Annotated in this window: 15 protein-coding genes; 7 read left to right on the top strand and 8 right to left on the bottom strand. The window is 65.0% G+C overall.

What is annotated here, in order from left to right; genetic code table 11:
• The first annotated feature begins 4 nt into the window (after positions 1–4).
• On the top strand, positions 5–1,669 hold the full coding sequence (locus tag SOQ14_RS11335) for a ribonuclease J (protein ID WP_322898229.1): 1,665 nt from the start codon (positions 5–7) through the stop codon (positions 1,667–1,669).
• The gene (locus SOQ14_RS11340; RefSeq protein ID WP_322898230.1) at positions 1,669–1,953 is read left to right on the top strand and encodes a DUF1467 family protein; all 285 of its coding nucleotides are present in this window, start codon (positions 1,669–1,671) and stop codon (positions 1,951–1,953) included. The genes SOQ14_RS11335 and SOQ14_RS11340 overlap by 1 nt, the downstream gene beginning before the upstream one ends.
• Here SOQ14_RS11340 and SOQ14_RS11345 read toward each other — a convergent pair.
• Positions 1,950–4,289, bottom strand: coding sequence for a coiled-coil domain-containing protein (locus SOQ14_RS11345; protein ID WP_322898231.1), 2,340 nt, complete (start codon positions 4,287–4,289; stop codon positions 1,950–1,952). The two genes, SOQ14_RS11340 and SOQ14_RS11345, sit on opposite strands and share 4 nt — an antisense overlap.
• Positions 4,290–4,384: 95 nt before the next feature.
• Here SOQ14_RS11345 and SOQ14_RS11350 point away from each other — a divergent pair, with 95 nt between their 5' ends.
• From SOQ14_RS11350 to SOQ14_RS11365, 4 genes are all read left to right on the top strand, one after another.
• Positions 4,385–4,684: an Hpt domain-containing protein gene (locus SOQ14_RS11350; RefSeq protein WP_322898232.1), complete on the top strand. Its 300-nt coding sequence runs from the start codon at positions 4,385–4,387 to the stop codon at positions 4,682–4,684.
• 131 nt (positions 4,685–4,815) lie between these two features.
• Entirely contained in the window at positions 4,816–6,018 is a 1,203-nt protein-coding gene (locus SOQ14_RS11355; protein ID WP_322898233.1) for a hypothetical protein, read from the top strand.
• A gap of 59 nt (positions 6,019–6,077) precedes the next feature.
• Complete coding sequence (locus tag SOQ14_RS11360) at positions 6,078–7,025, top strand: hypothetical protein (RefSeq protein WP_322898234.1); 948 nt, start codon at positions 6,078–6,080, stop codon at positions 7,023–7,025.
• Between the two features lie 3 nt (positions 7,026–7,028).
• Complete coding sequence (locus SOQ14_RS11365; protein ID WP_322898235.1) at positions 7,029–8,426, top strand: sensor histidine kinase; 1,398 nt, start codon at positions 7,029–7,031, stop codon at positions 8,424–8,426.
• On the opposite strand, the gene SOQ14_RS11370 is transcribed toward SOQ14_RS11365, so the two are convergent.
• The 3 genes from SOQ14_RS11370 to gltX are packed head-to-tail and all read right to left on the bottom strand — an operon-like array spanning position 8,427 to position 11,412.
• Positions 8,427–8,630 (bottom strand): hypothetical protein, encoded by a 204-nt coding sequence (locus SOQ14_RS11370; protein ID WP_322898236.1) that lies wholly within the window; start codon positions 8,628–8,630, stop codon positions 8,427–8,429.
• A gap of 26 nt (positions 8,631–8,656) precedes the next feature.
• A complete protein-coding gene (locus tag SOQ14_RS11375; protein WP_322898237.1) occupies positions 8,657–9,943 on the bottom strand; it encodes a citrate synthase in 1,287 nt (428 codons plus the stop codon).
• A gap of 32 nt (positions 9,944–9,975) precedes the next feature.
• Positions 9,976–11,412, bottom strand: a complete 1,437-nt coding sequence (gene gltX, locus SOQ14_RS11380) for a glutamate--tRNA ligase (protein WP_322898238.1) — start codon at positions 11,410–11,412, stop codon at positions 9,976–9,978.
• Positions 11,413–11,477: 65 nt separating this feature from the next.
• Between gltX and SOQ14_RS11385 the strand changes: the two genes are divergently transcribed.
• Positions 11,478–13,781, top strand: a complete 2,304-nt coding sequence (locus SOQ14_RS11385; protein ID WP_322898239.1) for a ComEC/Rec2 family competence protein — start codon at positions 11,478–11,480, stop codon at positions 13,779–13,781.
• On the opposite strand, the gene lexA is transcribed toward SOQ14_RS11385, so the two are convergent.
• From lexA to trpC, 4 genes are all read right to left on the bottom strand, one after another.
• Positions 13,772–14,458 carry a transcriptional repressor LexA gene (gene lexA, locus SOQ14_RS11390; protein WP_322898240.1) on the bottom strand — a complete coding sequence of 229 codons (687 nt, stop codon included), beginning with the start codon at positions 14,456–14,458 and terminating at the stop codon, positions 13,772–13,774. The two genes, SOQ14_RS11385 and lexA, sit on opposite strands and share 10 nt — an antisense overlap.
• Positions 14,459–14,666: 208 nt before the next feature.
• Positions 14,667–15,845 (bottom strand): molybdopterin molybdotransferase MoeA, encoded by a 1,179-nt coding sequence (locus tag SOQ14_RS11395; protein ID WP_322898241.1) that lies wholly within the window; start codon positions 15,843–15,845, stop codon positions 14,667–14,669.
• On the bottom strand, positions 15,842–16,333 hold the full coding sequence (gene moaC, locus SOQ14_RS11400; RefSeq protein WP_322898242.1) for a cyclic pyranopterin monophosphate synthase MoaC: 492 nt from the start codon (positions 16,331–16,333) through the stop codon (positions 15,842–15,844). Before moaC ends, SOQ14_RS11395 begins: the two co-directional genes overlap by 4 nt.
• Positions 16,334–16,495: 162 nt before the next feature.
• Positions 16,496–17,290, bottom strand: a complete 795-nt coding sequence (gene trpC, locus SOQ14_RS11405) for an indole-3-glycerol phosphate synthase TrpC (protein ID WP_322898243.1) — start codon at positions 17,288–17,290, stop codon at positions 16,496–16,498.
• Positions 17,291–17,294 lie beyond the last annotated feature (4 nt).

Below are 17,294 nucleotides of genomic sequence, written 5' to 3' on the forward strand. Positions count from 1 at the left end.
CGAATTGAAAAAAGACTTTACCCCCGAAGACGAATTGCTGTTTCTGGCACTCGGCGGCTCGGGCGAGATTGGGATGAATGTCAATCTCTATGGCTGTCAGGGCAAATGGCTGATGGTCGATCTGGGCATGACCTTTTCGGGCAATGAATATCCCGGCGTTGATCTGGTGTTTGCCGATCTCGACTTCATCGAGGAACGCGCCGATGATCTGATTGGTATTGTGCTGACCCACGCGCACGAAGATCACATCGGAGCGGTGCCATACTTCGCGGGCGAGCTGGGCGTGCCGCTCTATGCGACGCCGTTCACCGCTGATCTGGTGGCGCGCAAGCTTGAGGAAGCCGGGCTGCTCGGCAAGGTTGAACTCAACATCATCGAAGAGGATCACGGCCAGATTGCGCTTGGCCCCTTTACCGTGACCTACCTCCCGCTGGCCCACTCCATCGCCGAAGGCAATGCGTTGCTGATTGACACGCCATACGGGCGGATCTTCCACACCGGCGATTGGAAGCTCGATGAAGAACCGATCATCGGCGAGCCGACCACCGAGGAAGACCTGCGCGCCATCGGCGATGAAGGCGTGCTCGCACTGGTGTGCGATTCCACCAATGTGTTCAATCCCAAACCCTCGGGCTCCGAAGGTGCGGTCTATCGCGCGATGATGGAAGAGATCGCCCGTCACACCGGCAAGCGGGTGGTCGTTACCACCTTTGCCAGCAATGTCGCGCGGCTTCAGACCTTGGGCGATATCGCGCGCGAGACCGGGCGTCAGATCTGTGTCGCAGGCCGTTCGCTCGATCGGATCATCGATGTGGCGCAGGATAATGGCTATCTCGCCGATTTCCCGCAGCCGGTGGACTTTGACACCGCGATGCGGCTGCCGCGCGGCGAGGTTCTGATCATCGCCACCGGCGGGCAGGGCGAACCGCGCGCGGCGCTGGCCCGCATTGCGGAAAAGAACCACCCGATCGAACTGGTCGCGGGCGATGTGGTGCTGTTTTCCTCGCGCCAGATCCCCGGCAATGAAATTGCGATTGGCCGGATCCAGAACCAGCTCGCCGCGCGCGGGATCACGATGGTGACCGACCGGCAAGCCTTCATCCATGTTTCAGGCCATCCCGGCCGGCCCGAGCTCGAAGCGCTTTATGGCTGGCTGCGCCCTGAAATCCTCGTGCCGGTGCATGGCGAGATGCGGCACATGCGCGAACAGGCACGGGTGGGCAAGGAGTGCGGCATTCCGAAATCGGTGGTGCAGGCCAATGGCGATCTGGTGCGGCTTGCGCCCGGGGAACCGGGCGTGCTTGCGCAGGTGCGCGCCGGCCGTCTGGTGCTTGATGGCGATATCATCGCCCCGGCCAATGGCGAGGCGATCACCATGCGCCGCCGGATCGCCGGGGAAGGGGTGATCGTGGTGGTGCTGACCAAGGGCGCGCCGCCGCTGATCGAAGCGATTGGCCTGCCGCTCGATGAAGACATGCCCGATTTCATCGCCGAAGCGCAGAGCGATATTCTCGTCGCGCTCCAGCAATTGAAGGGCGCAGCGGCGCGCGATCCCGCCGCGGTGCACGAAGCGGCCCGCCTTGCCACGCGGCGCGCGGCGCAGCGCTGGTCGGGCAAGCGCCCGCAAGTGCGCGTGCTGATGCCGCAAGCGCACGGGGCCACCGCCTGATGCAGATCACCTCGATCCTCGCGATCTATTTCCTGTTCTGGGTGTTCAGCGCGTTTCTGATGCTGCCCTTCGGTGTGCGCACCGCTGAAGAAGCGGGTGAGCCGCTGGTGCCGGGCCAGGCCGAATCCGCGCCCGTCAATTTCAACCCGCGCCGTCTGGCCGCGCGCGCAACTGTGGTCGCCGCCGTGCTGACCACGCTGTTCGTCGTCAATTATGAGCAGGGCTGGGTGACGATGGCGGATCTTGATTTCCTGCCCAAGCCGCCCTCCGTCTTGAACGACTAGGCGCGCAGCCGCTGGATCGCCTGCGCCAGCGCCACGTAAAGCTTGCCCATATCCGATCCCAGCATCGTCACGCTCATCACGTTGCCGCCGCGTGCGGATAGCAGCGTGCGCAGCATGGCTTCGAAATCATGGATGTAGCGGCTGACATGGGCGCGGAATGCCTCATCCCGCTGGTAGAGATCGACAATCTCGCGTGAAGTTCCGCTGTCGATCAGGCGCACGGCGCGGCGCGTGAAGATGCCGCGATCCCCCTTGAGATAGGCCTCCCATGCGGTGTCGGAGACTTCGGTGGAAAGGGCGCCGGTAATGTCGATGGCAGCAGAGTTGAGGCTATCGGTGATCAGCGCCATGCGCCGGGCGAAATCATTATTGACCTGTTCTTCGGCCAGTTCGCGTGCGCGCGCGACCCGCTGTTCAAGATTGCCCGTCAATTCGTTCACTAGCGCAAGCTGATCGCGCAGCTGCACCACGGCTTCACGCCCGACGCCCGATGCATGGGCGGCGGATTGTTCGAGCTTGCCGATTGTCGCGGCGGCTTCATGGCGCAGGCTGCGTTCGAGCGCGGCGACCGTATCGCTTGCCATCGTCTCTGCCAGCGCGGGAAGTTGGCTGCGCGCCGCCTCGTCAAGCTTGGCAAGACTTTGTGCCAGCGTGGCTTCGATGTCGCCCAGCGCCTTGCGCAGCGCGTCCTGGCTCTCTTGCGTCAACGCCCCGCTTTCTTCGGCGAGGCGGGCAAAGCCGCCGCGCAGGCCTTGCAGGCGCGCCAGTGCATCATCATTGAGCGCGGCAAAGCCCGCTTCGAGTTCGCGGATGGCGGCATCGGTGGCCGCGACTTCGCCCCGGGTCGTCACCAGATAGTCGGAAAGCCTTGCGCCCTCGGCGGCGCTTTGCAGCATCAGCCCCTGCGTTGCCGACGCCTTGGTGCTGGCTTCGGCGATAGTGCCGGAAGCTTCGGCAATGCTCCCGGCCAGATCCTCGCGGACAAAGCGCGCGCCTGACTGGATGATTTCGAGCATGCGGATGCTGGCTTCGGTCAAACCGGTAAGTGCGTTGCGGGTCTCGTCGACCGCCGCCTGTTTGGCCGCCAATTGCTCGCCAAAGGCACCAAGGCCTTGGCCCAACTCGTCACGGGCGGTGATGCTCGCCTGCTGGATACGGCCGATCATGGCGTTGAGCGCATCAAGCTGCGCCGACAACTCGGCACCGTGGCTGACCAGCTTGCCGGTTTCGGCAAGCTGGGCTTCGCGCCGCTGTGCGAGCGCATCATCAAGTTCGGCAAGCCGCTGGGCAAGCACTTCGCTGGCCTGTGCCTCGCGCGTTTCAAACGCGGCCTGACGCTGTTCGATCTGTTCTTCAAACGCGCCTGCACGCTGGGCGAGCGCGGCATCATAGTGCGCGGCGGCGCTTTGCAATTCGGCAAGGCGCGTCTCGAGCGCGGCCAGCGCTTCGGCTTCGAGTGTCGCAATCTCGGTGCGGCTGCTCGTCACCTGGCTTTGCAGCGCGGCAAAGCGATCGGACACCAGCGTTTCGATCCGGCCAACCTGTTCCTCGAAGGTGCCAAGCGTGGTGCCGATCCGTCCTTCAAGGGTTTTGACCTGTGCAGTGGTGGCGGTCCCAAACTGGTTCAACCGCTCGAATGCGGCGATCAGCCGATCCACCTGTTCCTGCGCGGTGCGCCCGGCATTGCCGATCTGGTTGGTGGCATCGCGCGCGGAATTGGTCACCACCGGCAGATTGTCGCGCAGCAAGTTCATATTGCTGAGCGCGCTTTCCGAGGTGGTGGCAATCGCGCTCACTTCGGCGCCGTTGTGGCGGATCAGGCTTTGCAGTTCGGTCGCGTGCTGGGAAATCCGTTCAGCCGCGATACGACCCAGCGATTCGAGTTCGCGCGATTGGGTGCCAAGGAATTCGCGTGCGAGGCTAAGCTCGCGGTTGACGATGGTAAGCCGCTCTTCAAGCAAGGCGCTTTCACGGCGCAGCAGGGCCGCGCTGTCGGCAAAGCGTCCCGCTTCGGCGCGCGAATGGCGCATCCCGATCAGCCACACGATGCCGATCAGCAGCACCGGGATCGCCCATTCGGCGATCAGACCAGCGCCAACACGCGGGGTAACGGGCAGGGCGCCGCGCACCGCCCACAGATAAAATCCGCTCCAGCCCGCGACAGCCAGAATCGCCAGAACCAGCGGCCCAAGGCGGGTGCTGGCGCGCGTTTCTGCTTCGGGATCATCCTGCGCGGTCGCCATCATGTCCGGCTCGGCCAGCATGCTGGCTTCATCAAGCAGCAACGATGTGTCATCCTGCCGACCATCCGTGACCCCACCTGCGGTGGTGTCCAACGCGCGAAATCTGTGCCTCTCTGCCATGCGCCATCCTACCACACCAAGGGCACGGATAAACCCTTCTTTAACCCAAACTCTCGCACAAGCGGGCCATGGCTTTTGATAATGGTGCACTCGATGCGACAATCGCGGCAGCAGCCGGGGACGATGCAGCCCTGCTGCATGAATTGCGCGCGGCCTTTGTCGAGAGCGCGCGGCGCCAACTCGATCTGTTGACCCGTGCAAGATGCGACGGCAACTGGACTGTCGCTGCGATGCGGTTGAAAGGCCTTGCAGCCAGTTTCAACGCCGATGAATTGATGGCTGCGGCGGAAAACGCCCTGACAAGCGCGCCGGGCGAACCGGCGGTGATCCGCCAGATCGAAGCCATTCTCGCCCGCTTCACCCGCTGAGCAGCCTTTTCAGTTCCATTCCGCCAACACCCCTTGCGGCATGCGCAGGCTTGCCCGCCAGCCGTGCTGTGGCATAGTCATGCGACAGGCTCTGACCCCAGCGGAGTGGTTTGGCGGGCAAAGGGAATTTGATGCGCACGGGTTTGCTGTCTGCCCTTCTGGCGACCGATGAAGGTGCCCTGCGCGCCGATCTCATGCTGGCGGAACGCAGCGTGCTGGCGTGGCAGGCCGGTGTTGCCGAGGCCTTGGGCTGCCAGCGGATAATCGTGCTGGCCGCGCGCAAGAGCGCGGCGGTTGTCGCTCTCGAAGAGGCCTGCAAAGCCAAGGGGCTCGCCTTCCAGCGCCTTGCCCGCTTTGCCGATCTGGCTGCGGTGCTCCATGCCGAAGATGAATTGCTGATGCTGGGCGATGGGCTGGTGCCCGATCGCGCGCTGCTGACCCCGCTGCTGGCCCCGCAAGGGACTGCCAAGCCGCTGCGCAAGATCGTGCTTTGTTTGCCCGATGATGATCCGCAAGCGACGGCCTTTCCCGCCGATTGCGAGCGCATTGATGCCGCGCGGTGCTGGGCGGGGGTTGCGCTGATGCGCGCGGCTCCGGCGCAGAACCTCGATGCCTTCGCGCCCGAAAGCAACGCGATCTCGCTGCTGCTGCGCATGGCGCTGCAAGCCGGGACCCCGTGCCATGTGCTGTCGCCCTCCGAGCGCGCGCCGCGCGATTGGTTCTGGGCGCGCGATAGCGCAGCGATCACGGCCCAAGAACACGCCTTGATCGCGCAGCACCGCCAGCCCGCAGTGTGGAACGCACCGGGGCTTGCGCTTGCGGCGGTGCTGGCGGCGCGGATGGGTGTGCTGCGGCTGCAAATTGCCGCGCCGGGCGCCACTATCGGCGGTCTTGCGCTTTTGCTGATCGCGCTTGGCTGCGCGTTGTGGGGCTGGCCGCTTGCCGCCGTGATTGCCGCGGTGCTGGGCAGCCTTGCTTTCGATATGGCGGGGAACCTTGCCCGGATCCGGCAAAGCCTGCTGGATCGGGAGCTGCCTGCGGCATTCACCCACCTGCGCGAGCCGGGACGCGATGTCCTCGCCGCTACTGTGCTGGCGGCGACGCTGGGGCTGGGGCCGATCGCAGCGCTTGGCCTGCTGGCGATTGGCACGATTCGTCTGGCCGAACAGGCGGCGCCACCCGGTGTGAAAGCCTGTTGGCGGGATCGCACAGCGCAGCTTGCTGTGCTCGCGCTCGCCGCCGGGTTTGGCCTTCTGGCAGAGGCCACCGCGCTGCTGGCGCTGGGTGCGCTGGCGCAGTGTTTGTTCATGAAAGCTGAAAGACCCTTCCCGTAATGAGACTGAATTTGAATCTCTTGGGGCGGAATTAACGATCACGGCCTATAAGCGATTTTATGGGCACCTTTTCTGCCGATCACGCTGCGCATCTTCGTCCCGGGCATTTGCTCGCGGCGGAGCTTGCCCGTAGCCAGCGTGCGGCGGTTGCGACCTTGCCGGTGCTGCGCCATTTGCTGGCCAACGATGGGCCCTCGCTGGTGAGCGAAGCTGTTGTCGCGCGGGTGCGTGGGATGCTGCGCGATCTGGCGACACAGCTTCATGCCGGTGGCCGCGGCCCGGCCGCGGTGAGTGATCACGCGGCGACCGAGATCGATGCGCTGGTGGTGCAGCTCGGGGTGCATGAGGCGTTGCTGGCGCATATTCACACGCTGGCGCTCGAGAGCCAGTTGGCGGAGCGTTTCGAACAGCGGCTCTCGCTCGATCCGGTGCTGAGCCCGCTGCTGCAAGAGCTGATCGCATCGGATGATCAGGCCGTGGCCGAGCTCTCGATGAACGTGCTCGCGGCGCAGACGCGGTTCATGCAAAGCCAACGGCGCATGGAATTGCCGCTTGCGGAACTGCCCGCCGATCTGTTCCGGACAGCCTTGCAGATCGGCGCGAACCGCGACCAGCCCGGCAGCGCCGCAGGCCTGGCTGCGCTGATGGCGAGCTATGACGAGGCGGCGACCCGTCTGGCGTTGCTCGAACGCCTCGTCGTCGCGATGCGCCGTGCGGTGGTGGCGTGCCTCGCTTTTGACCGGGCGGGCCTTGCACTCTTTGCCCAAGGGCTCGCCGCGCTGGCCGGCATGGAGCGCGCCGGTGCCATTCACGCCTGCCACGAACAACAATCGCCGAGACTGGCGCTGGGCCTGCGCGCTGCGGGGCTCGATCTTGCGGGGATCGAACGCCAGATGCTGCTGATCGCGGCACCGGGCGGGTGGCTGGCGGACATCGCTGAGATCACGCCGCAGCAGGCCCGCGCGCGTCTTGGCGAGCTTGATGCGATCGCGCTGGAGCGTGGCTAGGTGATGGAGCAGGCCGAAAGCTTCGCCGCCGCTCGCGGCCTGACCGATGAGCGGGATCGGCTGCTGATTGCGGATACGCCGCTGGCCCTGTTGCAGGAGCGCTGTGGCGGATCGCTGCCGGGCACGCTCGCCATTCCCGAATTGCTCGAACAGGTGCAGCACGCCCGCGCCATCGGACTACGGATTGCGCGGGCATTCTCGGCCTTCGATGGCGAGGATATGATCAGCGGCTTCGTGCGGATCAATCCGCGCGGGATCGAGGCCGGGGGCGGCTGCGAATTGCTCGTTGAAAGCTGGCAGCGCAGCCCGGCCGCTTTCGCCAGCAGCCATGCGTTGGCCCATTATCTCGATGCCATCGACCGTGCGAGCGCCGAGATCACGCTGCGGCTTGATGCACGCCAGCATGTCCAGACTATTGGTGTGCTGAGCGCGGATGGTGCAGGCCTCGCCGACGCGCTGGCCGCGCAGCCGGGTGCCTTGTGGAGCGATCTGATCGCGCTGCCTGATATTGCCCACCGCCGCCCGTTGCATTGGCGGCTGCTTGATGGCGCCGCGTGCGAAGTGCCGGGTTCGGCGCGCAACTGGCGCGCGCGCTTGATGCCGATTGCCGAATATGGCGGCGGGCGCGAACCGCTTGGCTTCGAGTTGCTATTGATTGCTGACGAATCGCTGGCGGAGGAGGCAACGCCGCCTGCGTCCGCAACGCGCGAAGACAGCCGTCTCTTTGCCCGCACGCTCACCCCGGCTTTGCGCCAGCCGCTGGCGCGCATTGCCGCCAATGCCGAGACGATCCGTGCACGGCTCGCGGGGCCACTCCATCAGGATTATTGCCATTACGCTGCGACAATCGCGAATGCCGCGCAGCACCTCGCGGGCCTGCTGGATGATCTCGCCGATCTCGAAGTGGTCGAAGCGCCGGGGTTCACAACGCTCGCCGAAGAGGTCGATCTGGTCGATGCGGCGCGCAAGGCGGTCGGCATTCTCGGCGTGCGAGCCCATGATCGGCGCATCGCGCTGCATGTGGCCGGCGCGGATGGCACAGTGCTGGCGCGGGCCGAGTTCCGCCGGGTGCTGCAAATCCTCATCAATCTTGTCAGCAATGCGATTGCCTATTCGCCCGAAGGCAGCGCGGTGTGGATCAGCGCTGTGACGACCGAGAACGGGCGGGTTGCCGTTGTCGTGCGGGATGAAGGGCCGGGGATCAGCGCCGAGCAAGTGCTCAGGATCTTCGAGAAGTTCGAACGGCTCGGCCGCGACAGCGCCGGCGGCAGCGACAAGGGATCGGGCCTCGGGCTCTACATCGCCCGCTTGCTTGCCCGTGCGATGGGCGGCGATTTGTCAGTGATCAGCCGCGAGGGCGAAGGCGCCTCGTTCATGCTCGAATTGCCGCGCGCGGACTGATTACCGGGTGCGGCCGATCCGGCTCGCCAACCACAGGATCACCAACCCGATAGTGGCTGCAATGGCGCCGTAAAGCGCCCACTCGCGCTGGGCGAGCATGGCGCTTTGCGGTGGCCAAGCGATAATGCCGAGACCTTGCAGCGCCCACAGGGCGCCGAAGGCCATCAGCAGGCCGCCAAGGAAGGTGAGGGCAAGCTTGATCATCGCGATGGCTTGCCGCTCGTCCCGGTTCAGCGGTTGTCCAGCGGCACGTAATCGCGCTGCGTCGGGCCGGTATAGAGCTGGCGCGGACGGCCGATCTTCTGGCCGGGATCGGAAATCATCTCATTCCACTGCGCCACCCAGCCCACGGTGCGGGCCAGCGCGAAGAGCGCGGTGAACATCGTGGTCGGGAAGCCGATCGCCGAGAGGATGATGCCCGAGTAGAAATCGACATTCGGGAACAGCTTCTTCTCGATGAAGTAATCATCGTTGAGCGCGATTTCTTCGAGCTGGAGCGCGGTCTCGAACAGCGGATCATTGACCTTGAGCGCGTTAAACACCTCGCGCACCGTCTTCTGCATTACCGTCGCGCGCGGATCGTAGTTCTTGTAGACGCGGTGGCCGAAGCCCATCAGACGGAACGGATCATTCTTGTCCTTGGCGCGCTCGATATAGTGCTTGATCTTGTCGGGCGTGCCGATTTCCTTGAGCATGTTGAGCGCGGCTTCGTTGGCCCCGCCATGCGCCGGACCCCACAGGCAGGCGATCCCGGCCGCGATGCAGGCAAACGGGTTTGCCCCTGATGAGCCGGCGAGGCGCACGGTCGAAGTCGAGGCGTTCTGTTCGTGATCAGCGTGCAGGATGAAGATGCGATCCATTGCGCGTTCCACCGCCGGGATCACTTCATATTCCTCGGCCGGAACGCCAAAGGTCATGCGCAGGAAATTGCCGGTGTAGGACAGCGAATTGTCCGGATACATGAACGGCTGACCGATCGAATACTTGTAAGCCATCGCGGCAATCGTCGGCATCTTCGCGATCAGGCGGTGCGAACTGATCTTGCGGTGTTCGGGATCGGAAATGTCGGTGCTGTCGTGATAGAACGCCGAGAGCGCGCCCACCACACCGCACATGATCGCCATCGGGTGCGCATCGCGGCGGAAGCCCCGGTAGAATGTCATCAGCTGTTCGTGCAGCATGGTGTGACGGGTGATGGTGTAGGTGAAGTCGTCGAGCTCGTCCTTGCTCGGCAATTCGCCATTGAGCAGCAGGTAGGAGACTTCCATGAAGCTCGAATGTTCGGCGAGCTGGCCAATCGGATAGCCGCGGTGCAGCAGCACGCCTTCATCGCCATCAATATAGGTGAGTGCGCTTTCGCAGCTTGCGGTTGAGGTGAAGCCGGGATCGAAGGTGAAGGCACCCGTTTGCGCATAAAGCTTGCGAATGTCGATCACGTCGGGGCCGGTGCTGCCCCCGATCACCGGGTATTCGTAAGACTGGCCGCCGATTTCGAGTTTCGCAAGCTTGTCTGCCAAGGTGTGTCTCCTGTCCAAGTTATGGTCGCAGCTTACGCAGCCTGCGCGTCGATCCGGGCCAGAGCTTCATCCCGTCCGAGAAGGACCAGAACATCGAAGATGCCGGGCGAGGTTGTCGTCCCCGTCAGCGCCGCGCGCATGGGTTGCGCAAGCTTGCCAAGGCCCAATCCCAGTTCCTCGGCGAGCGATTTGGTAGTGGCTTCGAGCGTCTCGCTTGTCCAGTCGTTTTGCGCTGCGAGCGCTGTGTAAATTGCGCGCAATGTTGCACGCGCCTCATCGGTGAGCAATTCGGCGGCTTTCTCGGTCATGGCAAGCGGGCGCGTTGCAAAGAGAAAGGCAGCACTTTCAACCAGTTCATTGAGGTTCTTCGCGCGCGGTTTAAGCACCGGCATGGCCTCTGCCAACAGCGCAAGATCGGGATCATGGCCCATCCGTTCAGCCACAAGCCCCGCCAGGCGCGCATCATCGGCCGCCCGCAGATAGTGCCCGTTGAGATTTTCGAGCTTTTTCAGGTCAAAGCGCGACGGGCTTTTGCCGACGCCAGCAAGATCGAACAGCGTGATCGCTTCCTCGCGGGTGATCTCCTCGCGATCGCCATGGCCCCAGCCAAGACGCAGCAGGTAATTGAACAGCGCTTCGGGCAGAATGCCCATCTCGTCACGATAGCTATCGACACCAAGCGCGCCGTGCCGCTTGGACAGCTTGGCGCCATCGGCCCCGTGGATCAGCGGGATATGGGCATAGACCGGATCGGGCCAGCCGCCTTCGATGGCATCCATTGCGCGGATCACCACCAGCTGGCGAAAGGCGTTGTTGAGGTGATCATCGCCGCGGATCACGTGGGTCACGCCCATATCGTGATCGTCGACCACCACTGCGAGCATGTAGGTCGGGGTGCCGTCCGAGCGCAGGATGACAAAATCATCCAGCTCGGCGTTCTGCACGGTGATGGCACCCTGCACGGCATCGGCAATCGTGGTTTCACCGCTGCGGGGGGCCTTGATGCGCACCACATAGGCTTGGCCTTCGGGCCATTGATCGGGCGTGGCATCGCGCCATTCGCTGTCGATCCGGAACGCGCGCCGTTCGGCCTGTGCGCGTTCGCGCCGCGCAGCGAGCTCGTCCTGCGTCAGATAGCAGCGATAGGCATGGCCGGCTTCGAGCAGTTGGTGCGCGACCGCGGCATGACGTTCGGAGCGGGCAAACTGGAAAACCGGTGGCTCGTCCCCTTGCAGGCCGAGCCACGCGAGCCCGTCAAAAATCGCGGCAATCGCGGGTTCGGTGGAACGGGCGCGGTCGGTATCCTCGATGCGCAGCAGATACGTGCCACCATGGTGGCGGGCATAGAGCCAGTTGAACAGCGCGGTGCGGGCGCCGCCAATATGGAGAAAGCCGGTCGGCGAGGGCGCAAAACGAGTCACGACCTTGCGGGTCACCGGAACGTGATCTGCGTTGCTTGCACTTGCCATATGGCAGGAATTCCTGTTTCTATCGAGCGGGTTAGTTCACACTGGGCCGAGCGAGGGAGTGGCCGATGCGTGACGCACCGATCATTCCGATGGCAGGCGAGGGCGACGAACGCCCGGAGGCCGCGCTGCATCGCGCTGCCCCTTGGCAAAGTGGGGGGCGATTGTCCAGCAGGGCATCGCTCGGTGCGATGGGCCCGGCTGCGGCGGGCGCCGTGGAGGATTTCCTCAGCAAGGCCGGGTTTGACAAGGCGCCGTGGCTCGCGGTCATGTTCATGGCGGGGATCTTCGCCTGGTTCATGCTGGCAAGCCCGTGGCAATGGTGGGCGGCGATAGCCGGCGGCGCCCTGCTCGCGCTGGGGGCAATGCTGCTGTGGCCCTTTGGCAGCGCGGCGGAGGCGAGCCGCAGCCATCTGCGGCAGGCCGCCATCGCTTGCGGCCTCGTGTTCAGCGCCGGGGTGGCTGTGATCTGGGCGCGGTCCGAGCTGGTGGGTGCAGTCCCGATTGCGCGCCCCATGATCATGCAGGTTGATGGCTATGTGCTGGAGCGCGAGGATCAGCCCGCTGAAGCGCGCTCGCGCCTGACGCTGGCGGTGCGCGATGCTGACACCGGTGCCGCGATCAAGATCAGGGTCAATGTGCCGGCTGATCAGCTTGCCGCAGCGCGTGATGCCGTGGCCGAGGGCGCGGTGATCCGCTTGCGCGCGCGCCTCATGCCACCCGCGCCGCCGATGTTGCCGGGTTCCTATGATTTTGCGCGGGCTGCCTGGTTCAAGGGCCTCGCAGCAACCGGGAGCGCGCTGGGTGAGGTACAGATCATCACCGCCGCCCCGCGCGATAGTGGTCTTCCCGCAATGCAACGGGCGCTCGCCGCCCATGTCCGGGCGCGCGTCGCAGGTTCCGCCGGTGCGATTGCGGCAGCCTTTGCCAGCGGTGATCGCGGTGCGATCGATGCGCGTGATGAAGCGGCGATGCGCGATGCGGGGCTGACTCATCTGCTTTCGATCAGCGGGCTGCATGTAAGCGCGGTAGTGGCGGCGGCCTATGCTTTGGCGATCCGGTTGCTGGCGCTGTCGACGACCCTTGCCTTGCGGCTGTGCTTGCCGGTGGTGGCAGCGGGCTGCGGCGCCTTGGCGGGGCTGGGCTACACCTTGCTTACCGGCGCCGAGGTGCCAACCGTGCGGGCCTGTGCGGCGGCGATGCTGGTGCTGATGGCGCTGGCGCTGGGGCGGGACGCCCTGTCGCTGCGGATGGTGGCAATTGCAGCAGGCTTCGTGCTGCTGCTCTGGCCGGAGAGCGCTATCGGGCCAAGCTTCCAGATGAGCTTTGCTGCGGTGGTGGCGATTGTCGCGCTGTCGGCGTGCGCGCCGGTGCGGGCCTTCCTCGCCCCGCGTGATGAGGCCGCCCTTTGGCGCTTGGGGCGCAAGGCCGTGCTGCTTTTTGCGACCGGGCTCGTGATCGAACTGGCCCTGATGCCGATCGTGCTCTTCCATTTTCATCGCGCGGGGCTTTACGGAGCCTTTGCCAATCTCCTGGCGATCCCGCTGGTGACTTTCGTGGCGATGCCGCTGATCGCGCTCGCATTGCTGCTTGATCTGGTGGGCTGGGGCGGGCCAGTGTGGTGGCTCGTCCAGCTTGCCCTGGATTGGCTGCTCGCGCTTGCGCATGCCACGGCGGCGCTGCCCGGTTCGGTCACGCTGATGCCGCAGATCAGCCGTGCGACCATGGGTGTGTTCGCCATCGGCGCGCTCTGGCTTGCCTTGTGGCAGGGGCGTGTGCGTCTGCTTGGCTTCGCCCCGATCCTGCTGGCGCTGGCGATGATCGCTGCCACCCCTGTCCCCGATATCCTTGTCAGCCGCGATGGTCGGCAGGTCGGGCTCGTGGTGATGGACAGCGGCACGCGCCGTTTGCTCTCTTTGCGCGACAGCCGATCAGATTACACCCGCGACAATCTGATCGAGCTGGCGGGCCATGCCGGTGAGCTGGTGCCCATCACCCACTGGCCCGGTGCGCAATGCTCGGAAGCATTTTGCCTGATGACCATCGCCCGCGCCGGGCGGGAATGGCGCGTGCTGATGGCGCGCAACGGGATCCGTATCGAAGAGCGGGCACTCGCCGCCGCCTGCATGCGCAGCGACATCGTGATTGCGGAGCGTTACCTGCCCTATTCCTGCCGGCCGCACTGGCTGAAGGCGGATCGCCGGATGCTTGATCAGACGGGCGGGCTTGCGATTTATCTTGAACGCGCGCGCATCCGCAGCGTTGCCGAGGATCAGGGCGCGCATGGCTGGTGGCAAGCGCACCGAGAAGTTGCGCCGCGCCTTCAATCCCGCGAAAGGCCGAAGACGCAGCGCAATCCCGATCACCGATAGCGCCGCAGAAGCCCGGCGAGCTTGCCCTGAACCTCAACCTCGTGCGGTTCATAATATTGCGGATCATACATGGCATTGGCCGGATCGAGCCGCACCTTGCCCGCTTCCTTGCGCAGATATTTGAGCGTCGCTTCCTCGCCCCGCACCAGCGCGACGACAATCTCGCCCTCGCGCGCGGTGCTGGTGCGCCGGACCAGCGCGAAATCGCCATCGAAGATCCCGGCTTCGACCATCGAATCCCCCGATACCTCGAGCGCATAGTGCTCTCCCGGACCGAGCAGCGCGGCCGGTACGGGAAGCGACGTCTGGCCTTCGAGCGCTTCGATCGGGGCGCCCGCTGCAATCCGCCCGTGCAGGGGGATATCAATCACATCATTCGCTGCCTCGCGCAGCTTGGGTGCCGCAGGCGCAGGCGCATTATCCGCCGCAAGCCGCAGCGCAGGGCGCGGTGCCGGGGTCGCATCCTCAGGCTGGCGGATGACTTCGAGCGCACGCGCCCGATTGGGCAGGCGGCGAATAAAGCCGCGTTCTTCCAGCGCGGAGATCAGGCGATGGACACCCGATTTGCTCTTGAGATCGAGCGCTTCCTTCATTTCCTCGAAACTCGGCGAGACGCCGGTTTCTTCAAGCCGTTGCTGGATGAAGCGGATCAATTCGTGCTGCTTGGCCGTCAGCATTGAGACATCTCCCGTGGTCGCACCCACAAGCCTCTTCCCAAGAAGCGGCTCATGATAATCGCTCGCGTGCTTGCCAAGGCACCCGGAACGATCCGTCCACGGGTGCGATCAGCGCACGTTCCATCCGCCAATAAGGTGAACGGATGCAGAACAATTAGGCAACTCCGACACCCGAGTCAAGCGCGCCCACATGGGAAAGTGGCGCAATTCAGCCATTATGGAGAAGGAAGCCCGTGATCGTGCTGCCTGCGGGCAGGGCAGGGCTGTCGGCAGGCCGATCAATCAGGCAGTCCGCAGCGGCGAGCGAGGCCAGCGCGCTGGAGTCCTGCGATCCGCTGAGCCGCGCGCCATCAGGGCCCAGCACCGCACGCAGGAATTCGCGCCGCTTGCCCACGGCAGGCAAAGCCTCGCCTGCCACCAGCGCATGACGCCTGGGCAGGGGCGCGGCTGCGCCCATCGCCGCGCGCACCAGCGGAAGTGCAAACAGGAAGGCCGTCACAAAACACGATACCGGGTTGCCGGGCAGGCCGAGCACCACTTGCGCGCCGCGGGTCGCCACCATCATCGGCTTGCCGGGCTTGATGGCGATCCGCCAGAAGGCGATCTGCGCGCCCCAGCGGGTGAGCGCGTCCTGCACGAGATCGTGATCGCCTACCGATGCGCCGCCCGAGGTGATGAGGATGTCGGCGCTTTCGGCCTGTGAAAGGGCTGCGGCCAGCGCGGCATGATCATCCCCGATGGGGCCAAGCCGGATAACCTCGCAGCCGAGCGGCGCCAGCATGGCGGCCAGCATGCCGCCGTTGCTGGCGGGTATCTGGTGGGGCGCGCAGTGCGCCGGATCGGAAGCCAGTTCATCCCCCGTATCGAGGATCGCAATCCGCGCCGGGCGCGCCACGGAAACTTGGCCATGCCCCGCCGCCAGAACCAACGCGATGCGGGCCGGGGTCATGGCCGTCCCGCGCACGAGCAGGCGATCCCCTTCGCGAAAGTCAAACCCGCGCGCCCTGACATGGCTTCCTGCTGCTGGGTCCTGATCGGTGCTGATTGTATCACCGGCGAGGTGGGCGTCTTCTTGCAGCAACACCCGATCAGCCCCGTGCGGCAGATGCGCGCCGGTGGAGATGCGCACGCATTGGCCTGTGGAGAGAGAACCAGCAAAGGGCGCGCCCGCGCGGCTTTCGCCCATGCGCTGCCACGGGCCCTGCCCGCCCAGGGCATAGCCATCCATCGCCGAAAGGTCAGCCGGGGGTTGGGTGCGCGCGGCGGACAGATCGGCGGCGAGATACCGCCCGAGCGCTTGCTCCACCGCGCAAGCCTCCGGCGCAAGGGCAGGCGCCAGCGCAAGCAGCCGCGCTTGCGCCTCCTCCAGACTGAGCGCCGCGCTCATCCCGCAGGGGCTTTCCAGTCGCCCGACTTTCCGCCCGACTTCGCGATCAGGCGGACTTCGGCGATGACCATGCCCTTATCGATCGCCTTGGCCATGTCGTAGATCGTCAGCAAGGCCACACTGGCCGCCACCATGGCTTCCATCTCCACCCCGGTCTTGCCGGTGAGCGAGGCGGTGGCGGTCACGCGGATTGCGGTATCCTCGAAAGCGAAATCGACGCTTACGGCTTCGAGCCCGAGCGGATGGCACAGCGGGATCACGTCGCCGGTGCGCTTGGCGGCCATGATCCCCGCCAGCCGCGCCGTGCCGAGCACATCACCCTTGGGCGCATCGCCCGCCCGGATAGCCGCGAGCGCTTCGGGAGACATGGTGATGATGCCGCTTGCGACAGCGCGCCGCGCCGTTGCCGGCTTGCCGCCAACATCGACCATGCGGGCCGCGCCTTCAGAATCGAGATGCGTGAGGCCGGCCGGGTGTTGTTCGTTCATTTTTGCGCGCCACAAGCTGTGATGGAGACAATTGAGACACTGTTATAAGCGGGAAAAACCACCCCTGCAGGCGATACCGAAAACGTCCGGCAAACAGGATCGGGGCGCGTCATGCCGAAGGTCTTGCCACGTTCGGACGCATTAGGACAGTCAGCGCTTTGATCAGGCGGCGCCATCCAGCAGCGCGGCCGTAGCGGCGGCCATATCATCCGCCCGCATCAGGCTTTCCCCGACAAGGAACGTGCGCACCCCGGCCTTGGCCAACCGCACGCAATCGCCGTGGCTGTTGATCCCGCTTTCGCCGACAACCAACGTGCCTTCGGGCATCAGCGGGGCAAGCCGTTCGGTCACCGCGAGCGAGGTGGTGAAGGTTTTGAGATCGCGGTTATTGACCCCGATCAGCCGCGAATCGAGCACCGTCACCGCGCGTTCCAGCTCGGTCTCGTCATGCACTTCGATCAGCACATCCATCCCCAGCTCACGCGCTGCGGCCTCGATCTCGGCCATCACGCTGTCTTCCAGTGCGGCCACGATGATCAGGATCGCGTCCGCCCCGATCGCGCGCGCTTCGAGGCATTGCCACGGATCGACCATGAAATCCTTGCGCAGCACCGGCAGATCGCAGGCGGCACGTGCGGCAATCAGGTAATCTTCGTGCCCCTGGAAATAGGGCGCATCGGTCAGCACCGAAAGACACGCCGCACCGCCCGCCTGATAGGCGCGGGCATGATCGGCGGGCTGGAAATCCTCGCGGATCAGGCCCTTGGACGGGCTGGCTTTCTTGATCTCGGCAATCAGGGCGAAGCCGGTTTCGGCGCACGCGCGGAGCGCCGCTTCGAATCCGCGCGGCGGGGTCTGGGTGCGCGCGGCAGCGGCCAGCGCGGCATCGCTGGTCGCAAGCTTGCGGGCATCCACGACGAGGCGCTTGGCGGCGCAGATTTCTTCGAGCTTGTTCATGTCT

Origin of the sequence: Erythrobacter epiphyticus (assembly GCF_034653295.1) — a bacterium.
Taxonomy (GTDB): domain Bacteria; phylum Pseudomonadota; class Alphaproteobacteria; order Sphingomonadales; family Sphingomonadaceae; genus Erythrobacter.